The organism is Ewingella sp. S1.OA.A_B6 (assembly GCF_049889095.1).
Taxonomy (GTDB): Bacteria; Pseudomonadota; Gammaproteobacteria; order Enterobacterales; family Enterobacteriaceae; genus Ewingella.
In genome coordinates this window covers 1,336,546-1,352,249 of record NZ_JBLJFK010000001.1, presented here as the reverse complement: position 1 = coordinate 1,352,249, position 15,704 = coordinate 1,336,546, and the positions used below count along the sequence as shown (strand labels likewise).

Annotated in this window: 17 protein-coding genes and 1 pseudogene; 12 read left to right on the top strand and 6 right to left on the bottom strand. The window is 53.4% G+C overall.

What is annotated here, in order from left to right; translation table 11 throughout:
• Nucleotides 1–186: 186 nt before the first annotated feature.
• From ACMV8I_RS06480 to flgA, 3 genes are all read right to left on the bottom strand, one after another.
• Nucleotides 187–654: a flagella synthesis protein FlgN gene (locus ACMV8I_RS06480; RefSeq protein WP_498864351.1), complete on the bottom strand. Its 468-nt coding sequence runs from the start codon at nucleotides 652–654 to the stop codon at nucleotides 187–189.
• Nucleotides 655–705: 51 nt separating this feature from the next.
• Nucleotides 706–1,005: a flagellar biosynthesis anti-sigma factor FlgM gene (flgM, locus tag ACMV8I_RS06475; protein ID WP_498864350.1), complete on the bottom strand. Its 300-nt coding sequence runs from the start codon at nucleotides 1,003–1,005 to the stop codon at nucleotides 706–708.
• A gap of 164 nt (nucleotides 1,006–1,169) precedes the next feature.
• Nucleotides 1,170–1,883, bottom strand: coding sequence for a flagellar basal body P-ring formation chaperone FlgA (gene flgA, locus ACMV8I_RS06470; protein WP_498864349.1), 714 nt, complete (start codon nucleotides 1,881–1,883; stop codon nucleotides 1,170–1,172).
• 178 nt (nucleotides 1,884–2,061) lie between these two features.
• On the opposite strand from flgA, the gene flgB reads away from it, so the two are divergent.
• The 11 genes from flgB to flgL all read left to right on the top strand — a co-directional run bounded on the left by flgB (nucleotide 2,062) and on the right by flgL (nucleotide 12,258).
• Nucleotides 2,062–2,472 carry a flagellar basal body rod protein FlgB gene (gene flgB / locus ACMV8I_RS06465; protein ID WP_498864348.1) on the top strand — a complete coding sequence of 137 codons (411 nt, stop codon included), beginning with the start codon at nucleotides 2,062–2,064 and terminating at the stop codon, nucleotides 2,470–2,472.
• Nucleotides 2,473–2,477: 5 nt separating this feature from the next.
• Entirely contained in the window at nucleotides 2,478–2,882 is a 405-nt protein-coding gene (gene flgC, locus ACMV8I_RS06460) for a flagellar basal body rod protein FlgC (protein ID WP_498864347.1), read from the top strand.
• An 11-nt stretch (nucleotides 2,883–2,893) separates the two neighbouring features.
• A complete protein-coding gene (flgD, locus tag ACMV8I_RS06455) occupies nucleotides 2,894–3,577 on the top strand; it encodes a flagellar hook assembly protein FlgD (RefSeq protein ID WP_498864346.1) in 684 nt (227 codons plus the stop codon).
• 100 nt (nucleotides 3,578–3,677) lie between these two features.
• Nucleotides 3,678–4,928: a flagellar hook protein FlgE gene (flgE, locus tag ACMV8I_RS06450; RefSeq protein WP_498864345.1), complete on the top strand. Its 1,251-nt coding sequence runs from the start codon at nucleotides 3,678–3,680 to the stop codon at nucleotides 4,926–4,928.
• Between the two features lie 47 nt (nucleotides 4,929–4,975).
• Nucleotides 4,976–5,731: a flagellar basal body rod protein FlgF gene (locus tag ACMV8I_RS06445; protein ID WP_498864344.1), complete on the top strand. Its 756-nt coding sequence runs from the start codon at nucleotides 4,976–4,978 to the stop codon at nucleotides 5,729–5,731.
• Nucleotides 5,732–5,752: 21 nt separating this feature from the next.
• Entirely contained in the window at nucleotides 5,753–6,535 is a 783-nt protein-coding gene (flgG, locus tag ACMV8I_RS06440; protein ID WP_498864343.1) for a flagellar basal-body rod protein FlgG, read from the top strand.
• A 104-nt stretch (nucleotides 6,536–6,639) separates the two neighbouring features.
• The gene (locus ACMV8I_RS06435; protein WP_498864741.1) at nucleotides 6,640–7,362 is read left to right on the top strand and encodes a flagellar basal body L-ring protein FlgH; all 723 of its coding nucleotides are present in this window, start codon (nucleotides 6,640–6,642) and stop codon (nucleotides 7,360–7,362) included.
• Between the two features lie 9 nt (nucleotides 7,363–7,371).
• A complete protein-coding gene (locus ACMV8I_RS06430) occupies nucleotides 7,372–8,481 on the top strand; it encodes a flagellar basal body P-ring protein FlgI (protein ID WP_498864342.1) in 1,110 nt (369 codons plus the stop codon).
• Nucleotides 8,481–9,431 carry a flagellar assembly peptidoglycan hydrolase FlgJ gene (gene flgJ, locus ACMV8I_RS06425; protein WP_498864341.1) on the top strand — a complete coding sequence of 317 codons (951 nt, stop codon included), beginning with the start codon at nucleotides 8,481–8,483 and terminating at the stop codon, nucleotides 9,429–9,431. The genes ACMV8I_RS06430 and flgJ overlap by 1 nt, the downstream gene beginning before the upstream one ends.
• 163 nt (nucleotides 9,432–9,594) lie before the next feature.
• Nucleotides 9,595–11,262: a flagellar hook-associated protein FlgK gene (gene flgK, locus ACMV8I_RS06420; RefSeq protein WP_498864340.1), complete on the top strand. Its 1,668-nt coding sequence runs from the start codon at nucleotides 9,595–9,597 to the stop codon at nucleotides 11,260–11,262.
• A gap of 33 nt (nucleotides 11,263–11,295) precedes the next feature.
• On the top strand, nucleotides 11,296–12,258 hold the full coding sequence (gene flgL, locus ACMV8I_RS06415) for a flagellar hook-associated protein FlgL (protein ID WP_498864339.1): 963 nt from the start codon (nucleotides 11,296–11,298) through the stop codon (nucleotides 12,256–12,258).
• A gap of 185 nt (nucleotides 12,259–12,443) precedes the next feature.
• Here the strand turns inward: flgL and ACMV8I_RS06410 are convergent, their stop codons facing one another.
• Nucleotides 12,444–13,136, bottom strand: a complete 693-nt coding sequence (locus ACMV8I_RS06410; RefSeq protein WP_498864338.1) for a CidB/LrgB family autolysis modulator — start codon at nucleotides 13,134–13,136, stop codon at nucleotides 12,444–12,446.
• Nucleotides 13,133–13,531: a CidA/LrgA family protein gene (locus ACMV8I_RS06405; RefSeq protein WP_498864337.1), complete on the bottom strand. Its 399-nt coding sequence runs from the start codon at nucleotides 13,529–13,531 to the stop codon at nucleotides 13,133–13,135. The genes ACMV8I_RS06410 and ACMV8I_RS06405 overlap by 4 nt, the downstream gene beginning before the upstream one ends.
• 241 nt (nucleotides 13,532–13,772) lie before the next feature.
• Between ACMV8I_RS06405 and ACMV8I_RS06400 the strand changes: the two are divergent.
• Nucleotides 13,773–13,868: pseudogene (locus ACMV8I_RS06400) on the top strand (aquaporin); the annotation flags it as partial.
• Between the two features lie 102 nt (nucleotides 13,869–13,970).
• Here ACMV8I_RS06400 and xylB read toward each other — a convergent pair.
• The gene (xylB, locus tag ACMV8I_RS06395; protein ID WP_498864740.1) at nucleotides 13,971–15,425 is read right to left on the bottom strand and encodes a xylulokinase; all 1,455 of its coding nucleotides are present in this window, start codon (nucleotides 15,423–15,425) and stop codon (nucleotides 13,971–13,973) included.
• Between the last annotated feature and the right edge of the window lie 279 nt (nucleotides 15,426–15,704).

Below are 15,704 nucleotides of genomic sequence, written 5' to 3'. Positions count from 1 at the left end.
AAATCTGCGGGGGCTTTGCTGGCAGAGAAATAATCGCTGTCAGAACGCATTATGTAACGGCATATTACCGGTTTTTCTGGGGTTCGCTAGCGGGAAATGGAGGGTGGCGTTTGTTTTTTGAGCAAAATGAGTGTGCGCTGGGGAAATCTCTCATCCCCAGGGCTGAAGATGGACGCTGCGGGGTAACTACACCGAAATCTTACGTACGATTTGTCCGCTGACCGAAGTCTGCCCATCAGGACCGTACAATTTTTGCGTTTGGCTGGCATTGAGGATCGCCATTGCCTGAGTGTTGTAGTCGAGTTGTTTATCGAGCAGCATGCCGTTGTGGCGGTTAATGTGGCTGAGTCTTTCACTTAGCTGCACCACAGTCTCCCACATGTCAGCAATTTCGTGCTGACGACTTCCCTGTTGATCTATGCCGTGCTGATCTAAGTAGGGTGCCGATTGCTTAAGCCTGACATCGTGGTCACGACGCTGTTTATCAAGATAGTCTACGGTGGTCAGCAATGAACTTTTCTGCTCGGTGATGTGCTGCAAAGCCACCCCGTTGACACGCCCGGAACATAACAGGGTCTGCTCATGATTGATGATCAAATCCAGAGCACGCAACGTTTCAACCAACATATTCATGGTCTTGATAAAAGTATTCATCGGGCTTTATGACCTTTCAACATAAGTACCTTTCAACGCAAAACCTTCACACTAAATGTTTTTCAGATAGTCCTGGGTGTCTTGCAATAACGCATCGGCGATTTTGCCGGTATCCATCGTCAGTTTGCCATCGCGAATAGCCTGTTTCAGCTCTTCCACACGGGCAGTATTAATGTCTTGAGAGGTAGACTTAGTCAGGATGGCCTGCGCGTCGCTCAGCGTCACGGCGGTACCACTAACCGGAGCCGCAGCGTTACTCTCTTTTTTAGTGGCAGGGGCTGCCACGTCTGAAGGGTCACGCTGTTTGATCGGGCTGACAGACTGTGATGCCTGTGTACGTTCGATGCTCATAATATTTCTCCCAATAGGGCGGATCTGTTGACTGATAACCCGCTAAATAATACGAAAATGCCGCCGGATAAGGCGCTGATATTAGATTATCGTCATTTCACAGGAAAACTTTAGTCTTTATTCTCATAGTGAGGAGAGCCAGTGCGATCTGCATTAGGGTTGATTTAAATCGCGATGCTTACCGTGCCATCCGCACTTACTGTACCGTTAACAATTTGGCCGGACGGCATTCTGACTCGTACGCTTTCAGCGGCGGCGGCATTATTCATGGCTTTACCTGCACTGGATACATTGAAACCGCTGCCGGTCGCCTGTACCTGAACCTGCTGTCCTGCGTGCACCATCCAGGGACGGCGCAGCATCGATAGCGTCAAAGGCTGGCCGATATTAATGTTGCGCAACGTGACTGCGTTCAGCGCCTGCTGGCTATCAATGATAACCCGGGGCGGCAATAAATCCAGCCTTCCGCTTTTTTGTTGCATATCGTTGGCACTGATATGGGCTCCGGAGGAGACATTCCTTGCCGCAACCCAGTAAGTGCCGCTGACCTGTACCTTCGCCTGCACATAACTTTTCTGTCCGTTGCAGTTCACGGCTACTGACACATTACCCCAGCTGCGGGCGTTCTGCGACAGAGAAAACTGCGGCGACAAACATTGTGGCTGGCGGGCCGCAGGGGTGGTGATAATGGTCTTCACCTGCATGGCGCTGCTGGCATATTGTTGTTGGAAAAACTGCTGAATCTGACCGGCAAACAGCGTATCGCTATTAGATGACACCGCCACCGGTTTAACGGGGGCAGCCAGCGTCAGCGCAGGTATCAAACCAAGGCACAACCCCAGTATCCGTTTAAATTTCCCGATCCTCAGCTTGTTCATTCCGCTCCTCGCCCGCCAATAAAAACGTTGTGGATCTCCACTTCTGACGACAAGTCTACCTGCAGCCCCTATTTCCCAATGCGACAAATAGCGTGGCATTTTGCGCTTATTCCCACGATAGGTTGTTGACAGGGAGATTTATGCTGTCGGCTCCAAATTCCCATTTTGCGGAGGGCGCATGCTCGACAAATTGAACGCCGCACTACAGTTCCAACAGGAAGCGCTCAACTTGCGCGCCCAACGGCAGGAAATACTTTCGGCGAACATTGCCAACGCGGATACCCCAGGGTATCAGGCGCGGGATATCGATTTCGCCAGCCAGTTACAGAAGGTAATGGAAGCCGGACGTACCAACGGCAGCGGGATGTCGCTTGCGTTGACCAATACGCATCATATCCCTGCCTCTACCAGCGCGGGCACGGATCTTGACCTGATGTACCGCATCCCCGATCAGCCGTCGATGGATGGAAACACGGTCGATATGGACCGTGAACGAACCAACTTCGCCGATAACAGTGTGCGATATCAGACCGACCTGACCGTGCTTGGTGGCCAGGTGAAAGGGATGATGTCGGTACTTCAAGGATAACCCGCATGTCGATGCTCAATATTTTTGATATCGCCGGATCGGCGCTCTCAGCCCAGTCGCAACGTATGAACGTCAGTGCCAGTAACATGGCCAACGCCGACAGCGTTACCGGCCCGGACGGTCAGCCGTATCGCGCGAAGCAAGTGGTATTTCAGGTTAATGCCGCCGCCGGGCAGGAAACCGGTGGTGTAAAAGTGGCACAAGTGATCGATGACCCGGCCCCGATGCGTCTGGTGTATCAGCCCGGTAACCCGATGGCCGATGCCAAAGGTTACGTGCAAATGCCCAACGTGGATGTGGTCAGCGAAATGGTCAACACCATCTCCGCTTCCCGCAGTTATCAGGCCAACGTCGAGGTGTTGAACACCACCAAGTCGTTGATGATGAAAACCCTGACACTGGGTCAATAACGGAGCGTCTTATGTCAGTTTTAAGCTCGATTAACGACACCGCCGACAACACCATTTCCACGACCGGCACGTCGACCACTAAATCGACCGCAGAAGATCTGTCGAATAACTTTCTGACGTTGCTGGTGGCGCAGTTGAAGAATCAGGACCCGACTAATCCGATGGACAACGCCCAGCTCACCAGTCAGTTGGCGCAGATTAATACGGTCAGCGGCATTGAAAAACTTAACACCACGCTCGGCAGCATTTCAGGCCAGATCAACAGTAACCAGTCTGTACAGGCGACCTCGCTGATTGGTCATGGCGTGATGGTCGCGGGCAAGGCGATTCTGGTCGGTAGCGCCGATGGTAAAGTCAGCACCACGCCGTTTGGTCTGGAGCTGGAACGTTCTGTTGATACCGCCAACGTCACGATTAGCGACGCAACCGGCAAAGTGGTGAAAACCATCAGTCTCGGCGCGCAGACTGCGGGTGTTCACAGTTATACCTGGGACGGTACGCAGGACGACGGTACTGCCGCACCGGATGGCAGCTACGGCTTCAGCGTCAACGCGACCAGCGGTGGCGAGCAGATGGTGGCCACCACGCTAAATTACGCGCTGGTGAATGGTGTCACTAACGACAGTTCCGGCGCACTGCTGGATCTCGGCGTACGTGGCAGCAGTACGCTGGCCAATGTAAGACAGATTTTGTAATTGCATTACGTTTCACACAGCAACATATAAAACCTTTTTAAGAATTCCAACAGCCAACCTCCCTGCAATGTGCAGAATGCAGAGAATAAAGGAATAGACCATGAGCTTTTCCCAAGCAGTCAGCGGCCTAAATGCAGCATCGTCAAACCTGGACGTCATTGGTAACAACATTGCCAACTCCGCCACGTCCGGTTTTAAATCAGCGACCGCGTCTTTTGCCGATATGTTTGCCGGTTCACAAACCGGTATGGGCGTGAAAGTTGCCGCCATCACTCAGGATTTCAGCGACGGCACCACCACCACGACTAACCGTGGTCTGGATGTCGCACTGAGCGGTAACGGTTTCTTCCGCATGACCGACGCCAGCGGTGGGGTATTTTATTCCCGTAACGGCCAACTCTCCCTCGACGAAAACCGCAATCTGGTGAACTCACAGGGTCTGAGCCTGACCGGCTATCCGGCAACGGGTACACCACCGACCATCGCGCAGGGCGCGCAGCCGGTGGCGTTGAATGTTCCGAACACCATGATGATCGCTAAAGCGACCCAAACTGGCACGATGGCAGCCAACCTGAACTCCACTGATAAGACGCCAGTCACCGCGACTTTCAATAGTTCAGACCCGACCAGCTACAACTACGTCAACACCATCACGACCTATGACTCACTGGGTAACTCGCACGACAACAACGTCTACTTCGTCAAGTCAGCCACCGTGGCGAACTCGTGGGATCTTTACTCCCAGGACAGCAGCGTCGCAGGTTCCACCGCGGGCAAAATCGGCAGCCTGAACTTCAGCACTAGCGGCACATTAACCAGTACGGCTGATGCAGCGGGTGTCGTCAGCAACCCGGCGATCCCACTGACTTTGCCAATGAATACGGCTGCCAACGGTGCAGCGACTCCGCAAACTGTGGCACTCAGCTTCCAGGGCAGTATTCAGCAGAACACCGGCAGTAACAGCATCGGTACGCTGAAACAGGACGGTTATGCGGCAGGTCAAATGACCGGTTATCAGATCAACGATGACGGCACCATCGCTGGTGTTTACTCCAATCAGCAAACCCAGCTGCTGGGTCAGATCGTGCTGAGCAACTTCTCAAACCCTGAAGGTCTGAAATCCGAAGGCGACAACGTGTGGTCCTCCACCCAGTCTTCCGGTCAGCCTATCACCGGTCTGGCAGGCTCTGGCGGCTTCGGCAATATGACCAGCGGTGCGCTGGAAGCGTCGAACGTCGATCTGAGTAAAGAACTGGTCAACATGATTGTTGCCCAGCGTAACTACCAGTCGAATGCGCAAACCATCAAAACGCAGGACTCCATCCTCAACACGCTGGTCAACCTGCGCTGATCTTATTAAACGACGCGCAGCAATGACAGACGCAACAGGAACGCACTATGGATCACGCAATCTACACCGCAATGGGCGCCGCCAGCCAAACGCTGAATCAGCAGTCGGTCACCGCGAGTAATCTGGCGAATGCGTCAACGCCGGGTTTTCGCGCACAGCTGATGGCTCTGCGTGCCGTGCCGGTGAACGGGCCAAGTATTGAAACTCGTACGCTGGTGACGGCCTCAACGCCGGGCGCTGACATGACGCAGGGACAGCTCAACTACACCGGACGCCCGCTGGACGTGGCGCTGCAGCAGGATGGCTTTCTTGCGGTGCAGATGCCTGACGGTTCTGAAGCTTATACCCGCAACGGCGATATTCAGGTATCGCCGAACAACCAACTGACGATTCAGGGCAATCCGGTCATGGGCGATAACGGCCCGATCGAAGTGCCACCGAATGCGCAGTTGACCATCTCGTCTGACGGCACGATTGCCGTGCTTGAAGCGGGGGCTGATCCGAACACGATGGGCCAGCTCGGTAAGCTGAAATTGGTGAAAGCGGCAGGTAACGAAGTGGCGCGCGGTGATGACGGCATGTTTCGTCTGACCCCGGCCACGGCGCAAGCCAGAGGTAATGCCCTGCAGGCTGATGCGAGCATCCACGTGATGCCCGGTACGCTTGAAGGCAGTAACGTCAAGCCCGTCGAAACCATGGTTGACATGATCGCCAATGCCCGTCGTTTCGAAATGCAGATGAAGGTCATCCACAGCGTGGATGAAAACGAACAACGCGCCAACGCACTGCTGTCGTTGAGCTGATGACCGCAGAGGAGTAACAACATGATCCCATCGCTTTATATTGCGAAGACTGGCCTGGACGCGCAGCAAACCAACATGGACGTGATCGCCAACAACCTGGCAAACGTCAGTACTAACGGCTTTAAACGTCAGCGTGCGGTATTTGAAGATTTGCTGTACCAGACTATCCGCCAGCCGGGTGCACAGTCGTCTGAGCAGACCAATCTGCCGTCCGGCCTGCAAATTGGTACCGGTGTGCGTCCGGTAGCGACTGAGCGTTTGCATGCGCAGGGCAACCTGTCACAGACCAACAACAGCAAAGATATCGCCATTAAAGGGCAGGGTTTCTTTCAGGTGCAACTGCCTGATGGAACGACCTCTTATACTCGCGACGGCTCATTCCAGGTTGACCAGAATGGTCAACTGGTGACCTCAAGCGGTTATCAGGTGATCCCGGCCATTACCATTCCGGCCAACGCTTTGTCTATCACTGTGGGCCGCGACGGTATTGTCAGCGTTACCCAACAGGGACAGACGGCGGCGCAGCAGGTAGGGCAGATCACGCTGAGTACGTTCATCAACGACAGCGGTTTGGAATCGATGGGTGAAAACCTGTACCAGGAAACGCAAAGCTCTGGTGCGCCAACGGAAAGCACGCCGGGCCTCAATGGCGCAGGTTTGTTGTATCAGGGTTACGTTGAAACCTCGAACGTTAACGTGGCGGAAGAACTGGTCAATATGATCCAGACCCAGCGTGCTTACGAGATCAACAGTAAAGCGGTCTCTACTTCCGATCAGATGTTGCAGAAGCTGACTCAGTTGTAATAACCAAAGACAGTAAAAGCAGGGCACAGCAGACCCATTAAGGTGCTGTGCCCTAAGTATTAAATGTCGATATTTTTAAGACTAAGGCGATATCTGTGGTGACCATGAAATTAACGTCGGTAACCCGCGCAGCCGCTCAGCGGCCTGCTGTGTTGGTCGTGCCGCTTTTGGTGACGTTGCTGCTCAATGGCTGCGCGTATTTACCGCATAAACCGTTGGTAGAAGGCACGACGTCGGCACAACCGGCCCCTGCGGCACCACCGGTTCCGAACGGCTCGATTTTCCAGTCCGTTCAACCGATGAACTATGGCTATCAGCCCCTATTTGAAGATCGTCGACCACGTAATATCGGCGATACCCTGACCATTGTGTTACAGGAAAACGTCAGCGCCAGCAAAAACTCGTCCGCTAACGCCAGCCGCAATGGTGCCAGTAAGTTTGGTGTAGCTGCGGCTCCGCGCTATCTCGCAGGGTTATTCGGTAATGCCCGCGCTGACATGGACATGTCCGGCGACAACACCTTCGGTGGTAAAGGCGGCGCGGCGGCCAACAACACCTTCAGCGGCACGCTGACCGTTACTGTCAGCGAAGTGCTGGCGAACGGCAACCTGCGCGTGGTGGGTGAGAAACAGATCGAAATCAATCAGGGCACCGAATTTATCCGCTTCTCCGGCGTGGTCAATCCGCGCACCATCAGCGGCGCCAATGCCGTGGTGTCAACACAGGTGGCGGACGCCCGGATCGAGTATGTGGGTAACGGCTACATCAATGAAGCGCAGAACATGGGCTGGTTGCAGCGGTTCTTCCTTAATCTCTCGCCGTACTAAGAGGCAATCATGCGAAAAATTTGTACCGCGCTATTGTGTTTAACACTGTCAGCTTTAGTGGCGCTGCCTGCTTTCGCCGAGCGTATCCGTGATCTTGCCAGTGTTCAGGGAGTGCGTGATAACGCCCTGATCGGCTACGGGCTGGTGGTGGGGCTGGACGGTTCCGGTGACCAGACCACCCAAACGCCGTTCACTACCCAAACGCTGACTAACATGTTGTCCCAGTTGGGGATCACCGTGCCTGCGGGCACTAACATGCAGCTGAAAAACGTTGCGGCGGTGATGGTCACGGCAAAAATGCCTCCGTTCTCTAAAAGCGGACAGACCATCGACGTAGTGGTTTCATCGATGGGTAACGCCAAAAGTATTCGCGGCGGCACATTGCTGATGACCCCGCTCAAAGGCGTGGACAACCAGGTTTATGCGCTGGCACAGGGTAACGTACTGGTGGGTGGTGCAGGTGCATCGTCCGGTGGCAGCAGCGTAACCGTCAACCAACTCTCAGGCGGACGCATCACTGCGGGCGCGACCATTGAACGAGAATTGCCCAACACCTTCGGTGCCGAAGGGGTGATCAATCTGCTACTCAATGACGAAGACTTTAATCTGGCGCAGCAGGTCAGTGATGCCATCAACCGCCAGGGCGGCCTGGGTTCCGCTACCGCGCTGGATGCGCGCAATATTCGGGTGATGGTGCCGCGAGGCAATAGCTCGCAGGTGCGAATTCTGGCTCAAATCCAAAACGTTGAAGTGAATGTCGGCCCGATGGACGCCAAAGTGATCATCAATTCGCGTACCGGTTCTGTGGTCATGAACCGTGACGTCACGCTTGATTCCTGTGCCGTGGCGCAGGGGAATCTTTCCGTGGTCGTTGACCGTCAGAATGACGTCAGCCAGCCGAACACGCCGTTTGGTGGCGGTCAGACGGTGGTTACGCCAAACACCAACATTTCCGTTCGTCAGTCCGGTGGCGCACTGCAACAGGTTAAGTCTAGCGCCAGTCTGAACAATGTGGTACGCACGTTGAACGCGCTGGGTGCAACGCCTATCGACCTGATGTCAATCCTGCAGGCGATGAAAACCGCGGGCTGTTTACGTGCCGACCTGGAAATTATCTGATGAGCGATCTGATGTCGATGTCCGGCGCAGCGTATGACACGCAGTCGCTGAATAAACTCAAGCTGGCGGCGCAAAAAGATCCGCAGGCGCATATTGCGGAAGTCGCGAAGCAGTTCGAAGGCGTTTTTGTACAGATGATGCTTAAAAGCATGCGTTCTGCCTTACCGCAGGATGGCCTGCTCAGCAGCGATCAAACCCGGCTTTATACATCGATGTACGATCAGCAAATTGCCCAGAACCTGTCGGCCAAAGGGCTTGGCATGGCTGAAATGATGGTGAAACAGATGACCGGCGGCAATCCTGAGCCTTCTGAAATGGCCGGTACGGTGCCCATGGCGCTCGATAAAGAGGTGCTAAACACCCTGCCGGTGCTGGCGATGGAACAGATGATCCGCAAAGCCATTCCCAATGCGCCTGACCGCACCTCTGGCGGCGCGCCATTGGGGCAGGACAGCGGGCAATTTGTCTCGCGCCTCAGTATTCCGGCTCAGGTTGCCAGTAAAGAGAGCGGGATATCGCATCAACTGATTTTGGCGCAGGCTGCGCTGGAGTCAGGCTGGGGGCAGCGGGAGATCCCCACCACGAATGGTAAACAGAGTTTTAACCTGTTTGGTATCAAAGCTGGCAGCAGCTGGGACGGGCCTACCACCAATATCACCACCACCGAATACACCAACGGCGTGGCAAAAAAAGTACAGGCCAGTTTCCGCGTCTATGGCTCTTATGTCGAGGCCATTGGCGACTACGTGAAACTCTTGTCTAACAACCCGCGCTATGCCCAGGTGATGGCCGCAGGAACGCCGGAGCAGGCAGCTCATGCCTTACAGGCTGCGGGTTACGCTACCGATCCGAACTATGCCGACAAGCTGGTCAGTGTTATTCAAAAAATCAAAGGTGCAGGCCAGCAGGCGGTAAAAGCTTACAGCACCGATTTGAGTAAGATTTTCTGACGATTAACTCTCAAGTTTCATCAGCTAAGGCCGATAACACTTCTAGTTTAGAGCTAAACATCAGTTTAGAGACCAGCAGCAGGGGAATAGGGAGTGCTCCCGATTTTCACAACCCTTAAATTTATAAAAACGTCAGCCGGCGTCACTTTGGGATAAAACACTTATGTCCAACAGCTTGATCAATACCGCAATGAGCGGGCTGAATGCGGCGCAGGCTGCGCTCAGTACGGTCAGTAATAACATCGCCAACGTCAGCGTGGCCGGTTATAACCGCCAGACGGCAATTATTGGCCAGAGCAATGGGACGAATACTGCAGCAGGCTACATCGGTAACGGCGTTAGCGTCAGCAGCATTAACCGTGAATATAATGCGTTTGTTGTGAATCAGTTAATGGGTGCCAGCAACGTTAATAGCGCGCTCTCTACCCAGTATGCACAGGCCGGACAGATTGATGATTTGTTGTCAAACACCACTACCAGTCTTTCGACCGCCATGCAGAAGTTTTTCACCGGCCTGCAAACGCTGACCAGTAACTCAGGCGACAGCGCCGCGCGGCAGGCGGTACTCGGACAGGCTCAGGGGATGACCTCGCAGTTCAACAGTTCAGCGAAATATCTGGCAGATATGAGTAGCGGGGTCAATCAGCAGATCACCGACAACGTCAATCAGATCAATAATTTCGCGGCGCAGATTGCTAAGCTCAACACCCAAATTACCACCACCCGTGGTACGACAGGCCAGGAACCCAACGCGCTGCTCGACCAGCGCGATCAGATGGTCAGCCAGCTAAACGATATCGCGGGCGTGACGGTAACCCAGCAAGATGGTGATGCGTATAACGTCTCTTTCGCCAACGGCGTGCCGTTAGTGCAGGGGTCAAACACCCGCACTATCGTGGCAACCCCGTCCAGTGCAGATACCAGCAAACTGACGGTGGGTGTTACACAGCCGGACGGCACAGTATCTGAAATCGCTGAAAGCCGTATCACGACAGGGGCACTGGGCGGGGTACTGAACTTCCGTAAAGACAATCTCGATCCGGCCATTAACCAGTTGGGTCAGTTAGCGCTGTCGTTGGGCGACAGTTTCAACACTGTCAACCAAGGCGGCTTCGACATGAACGGCGATAAGGGCGGAGACTTCTTCAGCTTCAACCAGCCATCCACCGTCTCCAACATCAAAAACACGGGTAATGCAGTAGTTAGCGCAACCTTCAGCAATGTTTCTGCGGTTAAAGCCAGTGATTACGTAATGTCTTATGACGGCACAGCCTGGACCGCGACCCGTACGTCAGATGGCGCAAAAATTACCCCAACGGCGGGCACTGACACTTCAGGCACCCCAACCCTGAATTTCGACGGACTGGAAGTTTCTGTTACCGGTACACCGAACGCCAAAGACAGCTTCACGGTAAAAACCGTCAGCGGTGTGGCCGGTAGCCTTAATCTGGTAATCACCGACTCTTCAAAAATTGCTGCCGCCAGCGAAGTGGATCCGGTCACCGGTGCCGTGGGCGCCAGTGACAACCGCAACGCCCAGAAATTGCTCAACTTACAAACGGCCAAGCTGGTAGAAGGTAAATCTACGCTGTCAGGGGCTTACGCCAGCATGGTGAGTAACGTTGGTAATCAGGTATCGACTCTGAAAATCAATAATACCGCGCAGACCAACATCGTGACGCAACTGAGTGCGCAACAGCAGTCAATTTCCGGTGTGAATACTGATGAAGAGTACGGCGATTTGCAGCGCTTTCAGCAATATTATCTGGCTAATGCGCAGGTGATCCAGACGGCGTCTACCATTTTCGACGCGATCATCAACATCCGTTAATTAAACACTTTGATGCGATAAGGAATTGATGCTATGCGCCTTAGTACAAATTTGATTTACCAGCAAAATATGGACAGCGTCCTCAATGCACAGTCACGCTGGCAAGATACGAGCGTACAGCTCGCGACCGGTCTGAAGGTTAATAAACCTTCTGATGACCCTCTGGCTGCATCGCAGGCGGTGATGGTTCAGCAGGCACAGGCTGAGAACGATCAGTATGGGGTTGCCCGTACTTTTGCCACGCAAAGCATGAGTCAGGAAGAGTCATTACTACAGAATGTGACATCGAGTATTCAGGACGCACAGACGCTGATTGTTCAGGCCGGCGACGGTACATTGAGCAACGATGACCGTAGTTCATTGGCGACCAAGCTGCAGGGCATTAAGGATCAGATATTGAACCTGGCCAACAGCACCGACGGTAATGGGCGCTATATTTTTGCCGGTTATAACAGCGATAAACCGCCATTTACCACCGATGCCACTACCGGCGCTGTGACCTATAACGGCGGCACGCAATCTATTTCCCAGCAGGTTGATGCCAGCCGCACCATGATCATCAACCATACAGGTTCGCAGGTATTTAATGCGTTGACCGGGGATGCGGTAAAAGAGCCTGACGGTTCGGCGAGTGAGTCTGATCTGTTTAAGACCATTGATACCGCGCTGAAGGCGCTGAAAACGTCGAAAGAAGATTTCCCTAACGATACTGATTACACCGACGCGATTGATAAGACCAACCGTGGCCTGCGTAACTCGCTCAACAATGTGCTGTCTGTACGTTCCGAGTTGGGTACTCAACTGAGTGAACTCGATAAGCTGGACTCGCTGGGAGATGACCGCAAATTGACTAACAGTGACAAACTCAGCTCGCTGGTCAATGCCGACTGGACAGCGGTCATTTCACAATATTCTCTACAGCAGGTTGCACTGCAGGCGTCGTACAAAACCTTCAGTAACATGCAGGGCATGTCACTCTTTAAAATGAACTCCTGATCCTTTCATACTGATCTGCTTTCCAGAACGGAGGGGCAAAGTCTCCGTTCTGACACGCTTTTCTGAGCATGCTTAAACCGGGTGCGCTCAGCTTTGTATGTCACTCTGTGTTGCAAAGAGCAGGGTGGCATACACCTTTTAGCGTTGATCTGTCAGCCCCTCAAGCGTTTCAATCCTCTACGAATTTACCCAAATACTGCTAATAACACCGGAAACAGGAACGGGGCCAGCAGCGAAGTGATGATCCCGCAGATCACCAGCGCCAGCGAACTGAACGCACCTTCCTGAAAATCCACCTCAGCGCAGCGAGCGGTGCCCAGTGCATGTGAGGCCGTACCCATCGCCAGACCGCGTGAGGCTTTGGTCGTGATCTGCAGAATATTCAAAATAATGTGACCAAACACCGCACCTAAAATGCCGACGAAAATAACGCACACCGCACTGATGGCCGGTATTCCGTTGATGGATTGTGCCGTAGCCATAGCTATCGGCGTGGTAACAGATTTTGGCAATACGGACGCCGCTATTTCAGGTGTGGCACCCATCCATAAAGCAATGGCGGTGCCGGTGACCATCGCCACCACGCTACCGATAAAACAAACACTGATGATCGACTTCCAGCGCGCGCGGATCTGATGCAACTGCTCATACAGCGGGAAAGCCAGCGCGACCACGGCGGGTTGCAGCAGGTCGTTGAGTATTTTGCTGCCGGCGAAATAACGGGCATAAGGGATATGGGTGATCAGCAGCAAAGGGATGATGATCACCATCGACATCAACAGCGGATTGAGCAACGGCAGTTTGAGCTTCACCGCCAATTTGCGAGTGCCGAAAAACACCAGCAACGTTAAGGGCAGGGACCACAGAATGTCGATCATGGTTTCTCCTCCGCCTCGCCGGTGACCGGACGCTCCCGGTGAACATAGTGGGAGCAGTAACCGGTGACCAACAACACGATTAGCGTGCTGATAAAGCAGGAGACGACCAGCGGGCCAAACTGAGTACGCAACACATCGTAATAACTCATTACGCCGACACCAATGGGCACGAACAGTAATGCCATATAGCGAATCAGCACATTACAGCCGGGTTTCACCCAGCGATAAGGTAAGATCTGGGTGCAGAGCAGGGTAAACAGGATCAGCATACCAATGATACTGCCAGGGATGGTGAGCGGCAGCAATGATGAAACACCAATACCTGCGTACAGGCAGAGGTAAATCAATACAAATGCCCTGATATACTGCAATAACAGCGTTATGATGTTGCGCATAGCCTTCTTTCCAGTGGGGTGACGTATTCATCATACAATTAAAGCGTGATCTATACCACAAAACTGAGTATGAAATTAATGAATGAGTGTATGCCATTTTTGAGCGAGGAGGCACTTGATATGCAGAAAATTATGCAGAGATTATCGGGTGCGAGTGGATCATGTTCTGGCCATGAAAAATCTTCACAAAGTTACATTACTATTGAATTCCCCACTTTAAAGATAACTCCAGGGGTCATGAGCACTAGAGCAACTGTGGGTATTTTGGCTTGTCCCGTTAATCGGTGGCGTTGTGGGTGGATTGATATATCGATTCCTGCTTCAGAAGAACGAGTAGGTTGTAGGGGAATAAGTAGGATGAACACCAAAAGGCGCTTTTTCGAGCGCCTTTTGGCTTAAGTGCACTTGCTCCATGTACAGTGCTGTCTGTAAGCGAAATTCAACTCATTAAGGGTAATAAACGTTGATACAGCTCACTGAATACCTTGCGACGGGAGCTGTAGGCGAGGTGCCTGACCTTATCCGGCTGGTGGGTTTGTTCTAAAGGCAAAGCTGGCAGTAATTGCGCCAGGGATTTCTGCGGGTTCATGGCAATTTGCGCCAGTCTGGCCGCGCCCAGTGCTGGGCCCACATCCCCACCGGTGCGATATTCGAGAACTTGACCGCTGATATCTGCCAGCATTTGCCGCCAGTAAGGACTGCGCGCGCCACCGCCAATCAGGATGATCGAATCCGGTTTCAGACCGGTGGCATGCAGCGCGTCCATGCCCTCTGCCAGGGCAAAACCTACGCCTTCAAGTACTGCACGGCCGATATCCGCTGGCCCATGCTCATGCGTAAGACCAAACAGCGTGCCTTTGGCCTGCGGGTTATTGTGCGGCGTTCGTTCGCCGGACAGGTAGGGCAGGAACCATACCGGCGTTTCTGAGGGCGTCGATTGCTCAACCAGCTTCAGCAAGTCACCTACCGAGGCCATCCCGGTCAGTTTTGCAGCCCAGTCAAGGCAAGAGGCAGCGCTGAGCATCACGGACATCAAGTGCCAGGTATCGGGTAAGGTGTGACAGAAGCTATGTACGGCCTGTTGTGGATTACTGAGGAAACCGTCGCTAACCGCAAAATAGACGCCTGACGTCCCGAGAGAGAGCATGGCCTGACCTGCACGGTATAAGCCAACACCTACCGCACCTGCCGCATTGTCACCGCCACCCGCAATCACCGGTATGCACCCGATGCCCCAGCGTTTTGCCAGTTCGGCTGAAACTTTGCCCGTCATCTGGCAGCCTTCGAACAGCTCAGGCATCTGCTTCCGATGCAGGAAGCACGCGCTGAGCATGGCGTCACTCCAGTCGCGTTTAGCGACATCCAGCCACATAGTCCCCGCTGCATCTGACATATCAGTGGCAAAATTTCCGCTGATGCGCCAGCGCAGGTAATCTTTGGGTAGCAATACTTTATCTATCTGGTTAAATACCTCAGGCTCATGCTGTTTTATCCATGCCAGTTTAGGCGCTGTGAAGCCCGGCATCATGACGTTTCCTGTGATATGGCGGGATTCGGGCACGGTTTTTTCCAGTTCCAGACATTGTTTAAAACTGCGTCCGTCGTTCCATAAGATAGCCGGGCGTAATATCTCTCCGTGCGCACCGAGCAGCGTGGCACTGTGCATTTGACCCGTCAGGCCAAGGGCTTTGACGGTAGAGAGATCCTGTATTGTTGCCAGCGCCAAAATGGTTCTGTCGGTCGCATTCCACCACTGCTCAGGATCCTGTTCTGACCATAAAGGATGAGGGCGAGAAAGGGTGAGTGATTCGCTGTGAGTGGCGACTACCTGCCCGGATTCGCTGAGCAAAATGGCTTTTACGCCGGATGTACCGAGATCGATACCGAGATACATATTCACCTCTTTCTGCACCCGTTATCCTCGTCATACTTCAAGTAGCATGTGCGTTAGCTGCCCCCATTCCCCCCAGTACCTTGTTATTCATGTTCCTGGGGGGAATGGGCTTGCCGCCTGACTGCAATTCGAATTATGTAGAGTATATCTTCCGGTCGTTTGAAATTTATCGGGTACATTCATCGTGGTTATCACCCGGCAGTTTTCACCGGGACGTTTTATACTCGTCATACTTCAAGCTGCATCTTTGTTGGCCACGCTCACTCACCCGAATCACTT